8 protein-coding genes are annotated in these 13,327 nt (G+C 48.3%); 2 read left to right on the plus strand and 6 right to left on the minus strand.

The features are described from left to right. Positions 1-86: 86 nt before the first annotated feature. The 3 genes from PHG53_07655 to PHG53_07665 all read right to left on the minus strand — a co-directional run bounded on the left by PHG53_07655 (position 87) and on the right by PHG53_07665 (position 2,897). Positions 87-935 (minus strand): bifunctional methionine sulfoxide reductase B/A protein, encoded by an 849-nt coding sequence (locus PHG53_07655; GenBank protein MDD5381493.1) that lies wholly within the window; start codon positions 933-935, stop codon positions 87-89. Between the two features lie 214 nt (positions 936-1,149). Further along, complete coding sequence (locus tag PHG53_07660) at positions 1,150-2,550, minus strand: site-2 protease family protein (GenBank protein ID MDD5381494.1); 1,401 nt, start codon at positions 2,548-2,550, stop codon at positions 1,150-1,152. Continuing rightward, positions 2,547-2,897 (minus strand): peptide chain release factor-like protein, encoded by a 351-nt coding sequence (locus PHG53_07665; GenBank protein ID MDD5381495.1) that lies wholly within the window; start codon positions 2,895-2,897, stop codon positions 2,547-2,549. The genes PHG53_07660 and PHG53_07665 overlap by 4 nt, the downstream gene beginning before the upstream one ends. 193 nt (positions 2,898-3,090) lie before the next feature. On the opposite strand from PHG53_07665, the gene lepA reads away from it, so the two are divergent. Then, positions 3,091-4,887 (plus strand): translation elongation factor 4, encoded by a 1,797-nt coding sequence (gene lepA / locus PHG53_07670; GenBank protein MDD5381496.1) that lies wholly within the window; start codon positions 3,091-3,093, stop codon positions 4,885-4,887. A gap of 165 nt (positions 4,888-5,052) precedes the next feature. Beyond that, entirely contained in the window at positions 5,053-6,621 is a 1,569-nt protein-coding gene (locus tag PHG53_07675; GenBank protein ID MDD5381497.1) for a right-handed parallel beta-helix repeat-containing protein, read from the plus strand. Positions 6,622-6,714: 93 nt separating this feature from the next. Here the strand turns inward: PHG53_07675 and PHG53_07680 are convergent, their stop codons facing one another. The 3 genes from PHG53_07680 to PHG53_07690 all read right to left on the minus strand — a co-directional run bounded on the left by PHG53_07680 (position 6,715) and on the right by PHG53_07690 (position 13,327). Then, a complete protein-coding gene (locus PHG53_07680) occupies positions 6,715-12,249 on the minus strand; it encodes a S8 family serine peptidase (GenBank protein MDD5381498.1) in 5,535 nt (1,844 codons plus the stop codon). A 380-nt stretch (positions 12,250-12,629) separates the two neighbouring features. Then, positions 12,630-12,779, minus strand: a complete 150-nt coding sequence (locus PHG53_07685) for a hypothetical protein (protein MDD5381499.1) — start codon at positions 12,777-12,779, stop codon at positions 12,630-12,632. Further along, positions 12,752-13,327 carry a Maf family protein gene (locus tag PHG53_07690; GenBank protein ID MDD5381500.1) on the minus strand — a complete coding sequence of 192 codons (576 nt, stop codon included), beginning with the start codon at positions 13,325-13,327 and terminating at the stop codon, positions 12,752-12,754. Before PHG53_07690 ends, PHG53_07685 begins: the two co-directional genes overlap by 28 nt.

Genomic DNA, 13,327 nt, shown 5'->3' on the forward strand with positions numbered 1-13,327 from the left:
CAGGGACAACTTCCAGATAATCTTAAGGATGTAATGAAATAATGCACGAAAAAAAACAAAAAAAATTCCGCTCAAAACCACTTGTCTTAGAATATCTTCTTATATATATGGCAGTATGGAGATGCTCCTGATTTCTCGTAGTAATCCTGATGATACTTCTCCGCAGGCCAGAATTTACCTGCCGGCGTTATTTGCGTCTTGACGTCATATCCTTTTTTCTTGAGTTCTCCTGCCAGCCTCTCGGCGGTCTCCCGCTGCTGCTCGTTCAAATAGAAAATCTCTGACCGGTACTGTGTCCCCACGTCAGGCCCCTGCCGGTTGAGCTGTGTAAAATCGTGTGTCTCAAAAAACAGTTTCGCCAGTGCCTCGTAACTCGTCTTCGTCGGGTCGTACTCGACCTCGACCGCCTCAGCATGACCCGTCTTGTGCGTGCAGACCTGTTCGTAAGTCGGATTGTCCGTTTGACCGCCCGTGTACCCGACAGTCGTGGATATTACGCCCGGCGCCTGTTTGAAATAATATTCCGTTCCCCAGAAACATCCCGATGCAAATATCGCTTTCTCCGTCTGCTGCTCCGGCACAAAATTCATCGAAATGGAATTCATGCAATAGCGAACATTTTTCGCCGTTATCTTTTCACCCAAAAATATATGCCCCAGATGCGCCCCGCATTTCGCGCAAACAGCTTCTGTTCTCATACCGTCCGCATCCTTCTGCCATTTCACCGCCCCCTTAATCTCCTCATCGAAGCTCGGCCAGCCGCACTCGGATTTGAATTTCGATTCCGACTTGAACAGCTCCGCCCCGCACCGCTTGCACGTATAAACCCCCTTCTCGAAATAGTCGTTATATTCCCCGCTGAAAGGCATCTCCGTCCCTTTGTGAACAATGACCCGCTCTTCCTCCGCCGTTAATTTCTTATAACTTTTATCCATACTCCGCTCCTTCACATTTTGCCTCAAGGCGGATTGCTTCCTGGCTTGTAATAGCAGTAAACACCCCCCTGCTGCAACACAAACCAGCGCCGCAAAAACCCAAAATCTTCTAATTGTTCCTTTTTTCGTCTCCATCTCTAACCGCCCTTTACATTATGAATATATGTTCCCTATTATCTATACTCATAACCCACCCCCATAGTTCGAACAAGAATCATTCCCGCTTTTTCTTCGGCCCGGACACCTTTTCTTGTTGTTTCTTTATCACCCGCCTATATAGGGAAGGTAAATCTTCCCACTTCTTTTCGACCCATTGGCCGTCAACTTTCTCCTTTTGCGACACAAAATTACCTTTATCTAAAATAGTCACGCGCACCAATCCTACTTGGCTGTTATAAGTTTTCCACTCACCATCCCATTTCCCATCACTCCATGTCCCCTCTTGTGATACCGTATTCGCATCAGCATATGAATATGATATATACTTACCATGGTATAGATAGCTTTCAGGGTCAACCTCTGTCTCAGATGATAGTTTGCCGCCAAAGTATTTTTGCTCTTTCAGACCCTTGGAGCCATCCGGCTTCTGATACTCAACCATCTTGGTCTCCACTAAACTACTTCGCCCTACTACCACAGAACCTATTAACGCCGCCAATGGAAATAAGAAAAGAAAGAAATACACAACCAATAACCCTGCCGTGGAAAATACCCCGCCCGGCCGGAAACAAATCCTCTCCCATATCTGCTTGGTATGACCTGCTACAATATTAATGCCAACCGGCGGAGGAAATAGTTCATAAACCTTGTCGATAATGACCCTTCCAACACTTGGCGGAATAGTATCAGAATCAACTTCCGCGATGCTGCAGGCAAATAAAGTGCGGCAGGACTCCGTTTGCTTCACATCCTTCGCCGCTTTCGCAAGTTTAAACGGAATCCTCACAACCCAAAGATTCAGCAGGCCTAAACCTGCAAGCAGCCACGCGCCTAAAGCATACCCTACTAAAATCAGCGCCAAAGCCGCAAAAATCCTGAAACACAACTCAAGATACCGGTTTCTTGAAAAAAGAACCGTATACAAAAATCGCCCGCCGTCTAAAGGATAAAAAGGCAAAAGATTGAAAACATTAATAAAAAGAAACATATTCGCTAAATTTAAATAATCCTTTCGCCCCGTCGCTGCAAAAATAACCAGCAATACACAGCCGATGATTACTCCAGGCGCCGGGCCCAGCAAGCTCACTATCGCTTCCTTGTAAGCGGCTACGTCACGCTTTTCACCCGAAACGGCCGCCCCGAAAAAAGGTATGAAAAACATCTGAACATTCTTATAGCCGAACAGACGCATCCCGAAAAGATGTCCCATCTCGTGAATTAATATAACTCCGATCAGCGTAATCAAACTCTCCAGCCCCCAACTGAAAAGACCGAGCTGGAAAAATATCAGCAAAGAGAACCCAAGAATAAAAATATTTGTCAACCAGCTTTTTTGTTGCGTTCTCTGTTTCTCTATCTCAGCGAAAACTTCCTCGTATGCTCGTTCCTGGGTTTGCCCATCCTGTCCCTCATTATCAGTTGTCGAACCCTCATTTCCCGAATAATCATCCGTCATATTGTTCCCTTCAAACCTGTCCTATTGCTTCGGCGTTTGCGACGCTTTTTCTGTTTGCGAATCTTCGCAGCCTCTAATGCTGCCGGACTCTTCGAGCCTAATTTCTCCCGCTCTATCAGCTCACACAATCGCTTTCTCGCATAATACCGATTCAGTCCCTGCGACCGTTCCCGCTGCATCTTCACTTCCAGCCCGCTTCCGGCGTGCTTTAGATAAACGCAGCTCGCTGTCTTATTTACGTTTTGCCCGCCCGGCCCAGATGAACGAACATATTTTTCCTCTATGTCCGCCTCGCGCAGCCCCAGCGCCGTCATCCTCGCCTCCAGCTCTTCCTGCTTCTTCCGCATTACCCCAAAATTCATTTGTACCTGACTATCCTATAATTTAGCCCCCAGGCCACAGCACAAAGGTTATGCTATACGGCAGCAACTTTCAACGAAAATTGATACTCCGCTTTTGGGATTCGGCGAACTGTTGCAAATCGGCCGTTTCCGGTATATACTCAACAATTTAGGAAGATATTAGACTTTCATAATCGCTATGGGCACGGAAAACATACGTAATTTCTCGATTGTGGCGCACATCGACCACGGCAAGAGCACCCTCGCTGACAGGATGCTCGAGCTGACAGGCACTGTCGACACGCGTCGAAAGGTCGACCAGATTCTCGACGCTATGGACCTTGAGAGAGAGCGCGGCATCACCATCAAGGCTTCAGCCGTAACAATGCGCTACGAGCACGATGGCAAGGTCTATATGCTCAATCTCATCGATACACCGGGGCATGTGGATTTTCATTATGAGGTCTCCCGCGCTCTGGCGGCGTGCGAGGGTGCACTGCTCGTAGTCGATGCCAGCCAGGGTGTGCAGGCGCAGACAGTCGCCAATGCCTATCTGGCGGTGAACGCCGGCGTGGAATTGCTGGTTGTGCTGAACAAAATCGATATGTCCGCGGCCCAGCCCGAATTGGTGGCCGAAGAGGTCGAGCACGTCTTCGGCATCAGCAGGAACGAGTGTTTTCGCATCAGCGCAAAAACAGGACTGGGAGTGCAGGAGCTTTTGGAAGCGGTGGTGACACTCTTGCCCCCGCCGCCCGACAGGAGCAATGAGCCGACGGCCGCGATGATTTTCGACAGTCAGCCCGACGAGTACCGAGGCATAATATGTTACGTGCGGGTCTTTGCGGGAACGCTGAACGTCAAGCAGAAAATTCGGCTGATGGGTAGCTCCAGAACATATAACGTAACCGAGCTTGGCAAGTTTACCCCTGAGATGACAGCTGTGGACCGCTTGGGAACAGGCGAGGTCGGATACGTCATTGCCAATATCCGTGATTTGCACGACGTCCAGATTGGCGACACTATCACCGACGATAAAACCCCTGCCGAAAAAGCCCTGCCGGGATACGTAACTCCTATCCAGATGGTTTTTTCCGATTTCTACCCGGGGGCCGACACTGACTATCCGAAGCTGCGCGAGGCCTTTGAAAAACTGGCCCTGAACGATTCGAGCTTTACGTTCTCCCCGCAGAACAGCCCCGCGCTGGGATTTGGCTTCCGCTGCGGGTTTCTCGGGCTCTTGCATATGGAGATTGTGCAGGAGCGGCTGGAACGGGAAAGCGACGTCGACGTCGTCCAGACCGCCCCGACTGTCAGCTATGAGGTGGTTACCAGCGATGGCTGTGTCCATCGCATCGATTCGCCCGCCGAGCTGCCCGACCAAACAAAGATTAATGAGCTGCGGGAACCGATGGTCAAGCTCGAAATTATCACCAACACAGACAGCATCGGCGGCATAATGAAGCTGACCGAGGCTCGGCGATGTCGCCTCTTGCAGACAAACTACATCAGCACCACCAGGGTTATGTTCGAATACAAGGCGCCGCTCGCGGAAATCGTCTACGATTTTTACGACAACCTCAAGGGAATCAGTCACGGCTATGCGACTATGGATTATTCTTTCCTCGGGTTCGAGGCTGCCGACCTTGTCAAAATCGACATCCTCGTCAATAAGACACCCGTCGACGCCTTGTCCCGGATTCTTCACCGCTCGGTAGCAGAGCTTCGTGGCCGCAAATTGCTCGTCAAGTTGCGTAAGAGCATCCCGAGACATCAGTTCGAGATTCCGCTGCAGGTGGCTATCGGAGGCAAAATAATCGCCCGCGAGTCCATCAAGCCGTACCGCAAGGACGTAATAGCCGGGCTTTACGGCGGTGACGTCACCCGAAAAAATAAGCTGCTTGACAAACAGAAAAAGGGCAAAAAACGCATGAAGTCCGTCGGCCAAGTCCAAATCCCCCAGGAAGCGTTTATGAGCATTCTCGATACCAGCGACTAACGACAAAAAATTTTATTTCGTACCTTTCTTATCTTTCACACCATTTAAATAATTAACCAATTACCAATTAACCAATTACCAATTAACCAATCCTCCCGCTTTTCCCCTTGACTTTTCCGGCTAAATCCCATATTTTAGTTCATATGCAATTTAGGAGGCGAGTATATGAAAAAGTTGATTTCTGCCTTTATCTGCCTGTTTTTAGCCATTCCTTCTCAGGCAGGGACAATCTTCGTCGATGCCGGCGCCGCCGGTGCAAACAACGGCTCAAGCTGGACCGATGCCTATAACTATCTTCAGGATGCCATTACCGCGGCTGGCTCCGCCTCCGAAATTCGGGTTGCACAAGGCATTTATAAACCCGATGCCAATAGTCTATATCCCGCTGGCACAAATAACCGGACAGCGACCTTCCAGCTCAAAAATGGTGTTGCAATCTACGGCGGCTTCCCAACAGCAGGCGGAAACCGTGACCCTAACATATACGTAACCTCCCTCAGCGGCGATATTAATGTTCAGTATAACAATAGCGACAACAGCTACCACGTCGTTACCAGCTCCGGCACCAATCCCACCACTATCTTGGACGGCTTCACAATCACCGCGGGTAATGCTGATGGCTCGTCCTCAATGGGATTCGGCGCTGGAATGTATAACTCCTCCGGCAGCCCGACAGTAACCAACTGCACATTCAGTGGTAACTCAGCGATGAGTAGCGGCGGGATGTCCAACGATAGCAGCAGCCCAACCGTAACCAACTGCACATTCACAGGCAACTCGGCAACCTACAGCGCCGGCGGAATGTATAATTTCTACTCCAGCAGCCCGACCCTAACCAACTGCACATTTACAGGTAACTCCTCGGCGTCCAAGGGCGGCGGGATATACAACTTATCCTCCAGCAGCCCGACTGTAACCAACTGTACATTCAGTGATAACTCCGCACAAACCGGCGGCGGGATGTGTAATCGTGATAATAGCAGCCCGACTGTAACCAACTGCACTTTCAGCGGCAACTCGGTAACAATCCAGGGCGGCGGAATGTACAATTTCTCCTCCAGCAGTCCGACCGTAACCAACTGTACTTTCACAGGCAACTCGGTCTCCTTGGATGGTCTCTATGGTGGCGGGATGTGCAATTTATCCTCCAGTAACCCGACGTTGGCCAACTGCATTCTCTGGGGTAATACCGCACAAACAGGGCCGCAGTTATATAATGAGGGGATTAGTTCTCCAACCGTTTCTTTTTCTGATGTTCAGGGCGGCTGGGCTGGAATCAGCAATATCAATGCTGACCCCTGTTTTGTTGACGCGGATACTGACGACTATCATTTAAAAAGTGCTGGCTGGAGCTGGGACGCTGTGCGAAATCGCTGGGCCTATGACGATGTCACCAGCCGCTGCATTGACGCCGGCAACCCCGGCTCGCCGCTCGGCGATGAATTGCTCTCCGTCCCAGATGACCCCAACAATATCTGGGGACATAATCTTCGTATCGATATGGGCGCCTTCGGCGGAACAGCAGAAGCATCCATCCCGCCTTACGATTGGGCTCTGTTATCCGACATAACCAATGATGGAATATCTGATTATAGCGACATCGATATACTCTCGTCTTTGTGGCTGAATACTGGTGAGCAGTTGTATGCCGATTTCAATCGCAATGGAATTATCGACCTCTTTGATTTCGCCTTGCTCGCGCAGGATTGGCTCGAACAAACAACCTGGCACTAATGACAAAACCAAAAAAGCTGGGAGCTTAAAACCGCTCCCAGCTTTTCTTATTCCTGTTCGCCGCGGACATCACACAGCTTGTGCCCCCTTAGCTTACTCTTCTGTTCCTTCGTCATAAAGCTGTTTTACCTCTTCAGCCGACAGCACTCTGTTGAATATCATAACATTGTCTATCATCCCGTTGAACGGCCCGCCTTCAAGAGTCCCGCTGCCGTAGCTGCCGTCGCCTATCCGGAACTTTGTATCATATATGTCCATGTACTTCGACCCGGCCGTTCCATCGGGTTCGCCGTCCACATACAGGATAGCATTGCTCGAACCATTATTGACTAACACAAAGTGATGCCACCCGCTGCTTACATTTATTGTCCCTGTTATTTCGGTCATCGGCGCAACGTCGCCGCCGAATTTTGCTACAACCTTATTGTTCTCCACCAGGACTTGCCAGCCATAGTAATCGCCGGAGTGTTGCGACCATTGTCCGACAATTGTTTGCATCCCTGTTGATTGGTCTGTATTAAACCAGCCGGCGATTGTGAAAACACTGCTGTTATTGAACAAGCTGTTCAAACTTGATACCGAGAAGTAGTCCGTAACGCCGTCAAAATCAACCGCGCCATTGAATTTCCCCGTCACCCAGCATGGGTCATCGCCGTTAAACGTCCCGTCATCGTCGCCGACGCAATCATAAGCGGTAACACCATTGCATTCGTCAAGCTTCCACCATCTGTTGGGATTCGGACCGGCCACTGTCGTAAAGCTCCAGATGTCGCCTGTAGTTGTGTCGACACCGTTGCTTTCATCAATACGCCAATAGTAAGTCGTGCCATAACTTAATATGCCGGGGTTGAAGGTTGTGCCTGTCTGGTTGCACACGAACGCTGGCTGGTTGGTGTCGCCGAAGTATACGTCGTGGGTTTGCGCCTCTTCACCGGCTGTCCAGCTAAGGTCTGAATTTACGCCAACACCTGTTGCCTCGTCGGCAGGGTTCGGATTAGATGCCTTTTTATTCTCATCACCTTGATAACACAGACTAAATACTCCTTGACTTGAGTCCTCCTGATAAATCTGCCCGACTTCTACTTCAGATAAAGCCTTGTCGTAGAAGCGGACATCGTCGATTTGACCGTTGAAGTACACAGTTGATACTCCGCCAATGCGAGTAAGAGTCAGATATGAATTGGTAACTGACCTTGAATCATCTATTATCGCACCATTTAGGTACGTTGTCGCTTGTTTATTGTCAAAAGATACGGCAATATGGTTCCAATTGTCTTCGGGAGCGACATCGTGTGCAATGACAAAATAGTCATCCTGCGAATCAGTCTCACCGACTATCCCATAATACCCGGTTCCCTCTTCTTCGAGTGTTAAGTAGCCGACATACTGACTGTCCTTGCTTATTAAAAATCCCTGGCCGCCGTAGTTTGATGAAAAATCCGCGGACGTTTTAAACCAGAATGAAATTGTTCCTTTATTGGTGCTGACTGTATAACTGGGGATAGTCATATAATCATCGCTTCCATCGAAGCTCAACGCGTCGCCTATCTGACCCGTTGTCCACGTTGCTCCATAGACAGTTCCATCATAGCCGTTGGCTGAATCATCGGCGTTTCCATTAAGCTCCCACAATCTGACAAGGTTAGGCTCAACCCCAGATATCTTAAAGCTCCATACATCTCCTTTAACTACTGGCTCGGGATACCCTTCGTCAATCCGCCAGTAGTAAGTGACGCCGGCGTTCAGCCCCACCTCGCACGGGTCAAAGGTACTAATGTCATAATTGCCCTTGTATACAGTTGTTGAAGATGTGTCGGCATCATTTACATCATCATAATCGGTGCCGAAATACACATCGTGCGAGATGGCGTATCTGTTTGGAGACCAGCTGAGCTCTGTATTTGGGTCCACGCCTCTTGCTCCGTCACCGGGATTGGGGCAGTATGCCTTTAAGCCGCGCCCTACCCAATAAATCTGCTCGATTTCTTCCACATTTAAAGCCTTGTCATAGAAACGGACGTCGTCGATTTGGCCGTTGAAGAACTCGCTCGTCCTCCCGCCAATGCGGGTAAGAGTCAGGGAAGAATCGGTAACTGGCTCTGTTTGTATTAACTCACCATTTAGGTATGTTTTTGCTACTTTTTCGTAAAAAGATACAACGACGTGGTTCCATACGCCTGCGGGAGCTGCGTCATCTGCAGTGACAAAATAGTCATCCTGTGTATTAGTCTCACCGACTATCTTGTAAGGCACAGTCCCATTTCCTTCAACTGTTAAGTAACCGACATATTTACTGTCCTGGCTTATTAAATATCCCTGGCTGCCGTAGTTTCCTGAAAAGTCCGCGGATGTCTTAAACCATAATGAAATTGTTCCATTATTTGTATCAACTGTAAAACTCGGGACATCCACATAATCATCAACCCCGTCAAAATCAAGCGCTCCTACGATTTGGCCGGTGACCCAGTCCGTAGCCGGCTCCATATTAATAAGTGTTCCATCATTATTGCCTGCCGAATCATCCGCGTTAGTCCCGCTTCCGTCATCAAACTTCCACCAGTTGTCAGGAATAGGCTCGGTTATGTCTTCTTCAAACGCCTCGTCCGCCCCGATATCCACTTGCCCACCCATCACACGCGGTTGCTGGTCTATGTCGTAAGGCCAAGTCGCCACACTATTGTTACCAATATCTATGCACGGTGAATCGAGGTTGATACTTAGGTGATAGTCGTTGTTGGCATAATCGACAAAACAAGGGTCATCTTTAATATTATGTTCGCCAGGGTAAAGGGAACTGCCTTGAATGCAGGAATATGTTACGTCAAAAGGTCCGGGAGTATAGGCGTATAATTGGGCAGAGCTGTTGCCCCAAACAATGCAGTTAGTAATCTCGTGGCTGATACTATGAGGTGAAGTGTGGGTTATTCCGCCGCTGGTGTTCTTGGTAATGGTGTTATTTAGAATTGTTACCTGAGCATCAACGTCATCAATCATGATTCCATTCCCGCTGTTGTTGTATATCAAGTTATTTTTGATGGCTGGAGTCGTCTGTTGAGAAATCGGCCCGTAATATATTCCATGGCTATCACCAGAGCTCGAACCGGAGGTCCTATTGTTCCGAATTATGCTATTTGCAACAATAGCGGATGAAAATGCTGTGTTGTATACGCCGCAGCCTTTATTGCCCTCGATAGTGCAGTTGTTCACTGCAAGGTCGGATTGATTACAGTATATTCCAGTTTTCTGGTTATCTTTTATAAGGCTGTTAATTACGTTCGGCTCTGAGCCAAGAGAATATATTCCATAGGAGCGATTGTTTTGAATGTTACAGTCTGTAATAGTTGGCGAGGACTGGTTTTTACAATGTATGCCGTAAGTATTGCCTCCCGTGATATTATTGTGTCGGATAATTGGTGAGGAACCGTCAATCAGAACATTTGCACTAGTGCTCCTGGTTATTGTAAAACCATCAACAATAGTTGTTTCGCTGACGTTTGAAGCCGTCACCAGGTATAACACGTTGCTATCATCTATATGGCCGTCCAGGGTGGTTGGGTTTGTGAGCCAGTTGCGTTGGCTGCGGGTTGTTTCTGTGCCGGCAAATCCGCCGTACAACCCTGCGCCGTCGATTAGTTCAAATGTCGCCTCGTCATCGTCAGGGTTTGAAGTCGGCTTGTATGTTTCCTTAGCTACCCAGATTTCATTACAGCCGGAGATGCGAAAGGCATTGAGAGCGTCCCGCAGCTCCAGGTAAGCGTTTTCCCATGACATACCCGTTTTAGGCCAGGAAGGAGAATGCTTGTTGACATAGACAATATCAGGTTTCCATGAGTTTACATTCGTAATCTCAACAGCGCTGGTAAGCCGAATCTCACTGGCCTCGACAACACAAGTATTGGTGATAGTACCGAGGGGTTTGGCGAGCTCGTTCACCTTGACTGTGAGCGTAATGAAATTAAAATCATTCCCGGGCAGCAACGTCCCGATGTGCCAGGTAACGGTGTGTGTGAGGGGGTCATAAACACTGTTGGAGCCGGAGGCGGAGATAAACTCAAGCTCAACCGGAAGATAATCAATGATATTCACATCGCTGACGATACCGAGGCAGGGTTCGGTAACCGGATTGCGGTAACTAATAGTATAAATTATATCATCGCCTGGTAGGACTGAACTCCCGTCAGTGACATTATCGGCTTTGGTCAGGTCAAGGGCCGGAACCGCAGTGATTGCCTTATAAAGATTCAGCCGGCCGCCTGTAACACATTTGCCGTTCAGGGCCTGTATAGGGTCAACTGTATTGAGAATAATATCTCTTACCTGCAGATAGTTCAATGACTGGTTTCTCGACCAGATAAGTGCGCAGGCACCGGCCACATATGGGGTTGCCATTGATGTGCCATCCCATGACTCGTAATCACCTCCCGGCACACAACTCAAGATATCACTGCCAGGAGCACCAAGGTCGACCGAAGTTGCACCATAGTGAGAACCGGACCAAATGCCGTCATTATGGTTCGTTGCCAACACAGCTATGATGTTATCCAAATCATAACTTGCCGGATAGATTGGGCGTATATCGTTATTCAGACTGGAAAAATTAGCTTGGTTTTGAGCACAAGCTACAAAAAGCACGCCTGCCTCTCCCGCAACACAAATCTTATCCATTAGTGACTGACTATAATCTTGAGTTCCCCATGAGGCGTTTAATACCTGTGCCCCATTGTCAACTGCGTAATCTATTGCCTTGCATGCATTGGAGACAAATGCTTCCCAAGTATAAGGCGCTGTATCGATGTTCAGCGCCATTATCTTCACGTTCCAGCAGACACCTGTTATGCCTTCTTCGTTGTTGCCGACGGCTCCCACTATTCCTGCGCAATGTGTGCCATGGGGTTCGTAGTCCATAGGGTCGTTGTTATTAGGGTCGAAGTTCCAACCACGTATGTCATCTATGTAACCATTATCGTCGTCGTCAATACCGTTATCGGGAACCTCGCCTGTATTGATCCATATATTGTCTGCAAGGTCAGGATGTGTATAGTCAACACCTGAGTCGATGACCGCCACGATAATATCACTGTGGGTGGATATGTCCCATGCCTCTGGAGCATCAATATCGGCATCAGATGTTCCGCCGGACTGGCCTATATTATGCAACCCCCAAAGGTCATTAAAACTGGTATCGTTTGGAAATGTTGACCCGAATGTGATTTTATAATCGGGTTCTGCATATAAAATCCCACCTTTTTTGTTGAATTTCTTAAGTGCCTCTTCTACTGTCATCCCTGCTGGCAGTTCTACTAAGCTCAGGCCAGGAACCATATCAAAACTGTGTTTCTCCTTAGCTCCTCCAAGAGAATCCAATATCCGCTTTTTCTCCCCAACGCTCATTCCTGATAGCTTTCCTTTAATTTCTCGTGGTTCAAAACGTACAAGCAGCCGGCCCTCTTTGTAAGATGCGCCGGGTTGTACCTTCGTGAAATCGTGACCGGCTGGCGGTGCAGCTATTTTCCCATTTCTTAGGGCTTCTTCGCCGATGGCTTTTACGTTACGCACCTTTGCATCGGCAAAAGAAGCTGCCGCAAACAAAACTGCCATAATTCCAACAATAATTTTTCGCGTCAACATTTTCTGCCTCCTTTTAAAAATGTGTAAATGTAAACTCCTCCTGTGCCTGCGCAGCACAAGACCCTGTCTTATTGTCCTTTAGCGAAATGTTCACCCTCGCTGCTGCAATCATCATCTCTTTCCTGTTTACTTCTGTCCTTGTATATCGCGATGATTGATATAAACTATTCTTTTTCCATCAGGTCAAGAAAGAAAAATGAAAAATATAAAAAAATGTCAAATTTTTTTTTCAAGTGTCCCCGTCCCCAAGAAAGTTGTCCCTTTGGCTGTAAATTGGGGAATTTAGTTCGTGGCAGAAGGTGTTAATTTGGTTAACCTATACCCGGTTTTCTTTTTTTACTCATTTACTCATCACCCCATCTGCTCATCCACTTTTTGCCTCACTTTGCAGCAATTTCACGTACATTTGTACCAATTTCGCGTACATTTTTACCAATTTGTACCACTTTTTCACACATTTTACCCTTACCTAAAACCCCCATCTTGTCTATTTTGCCAGAAACTAACGACCAAATTGTTCCATCATCCACCCCAAAAGTTCCATCGGCAGCCCCATCACATTCGTAAAACTCCCCTCTATTCGCTCGATAAACGCGTCCCCGCCCTCCTGAATCCCATACGCCCCCGCCTTTCCCTCCCACGAGCCGCCCTTAATATGCCCCGCTATCTCCTTATCTGTCAAGGGCTTAGGATAAACAGTCGTCGTATCGCTTTCAACAACCTCCACGCCGTCAGATGCCCTGACAATCGCAACACCTGTTATGACCTTATGCGGTCCGCTAAATAGTTTTCTGACAATGACTTCCGCCTCTTTTTCATCAGCGGGCTTGCCGATTATTTCCCCCTGAAAATCCACAACCGTGTCCGCCCCGACAACCAAACTCTCCGGAAACTTCTCGCCTACATTTTTTGCTTTTGCTAAAGCCAGTTGTTCAGCATACTTACAACTCTCTGTCCCCTCAAACTCCGACTCATCAATCTCCGGCGGAACAACCCTAAATTTATAGCCGGCTTCGGCTAACAACTGTTTTCGCCTCGGTGAAGCCGATGCTAAAATGAACGATACTGGATGCCGCAT

It is taken from the genome of Phycisphaerae bacterium (genome assembly GCA_028714855.1).
GTDB lineage: Bacteria > Planctomycetota > Phycisphaerae > Sedimentisphaerales > Anaerobacaceae > CAIYOL01.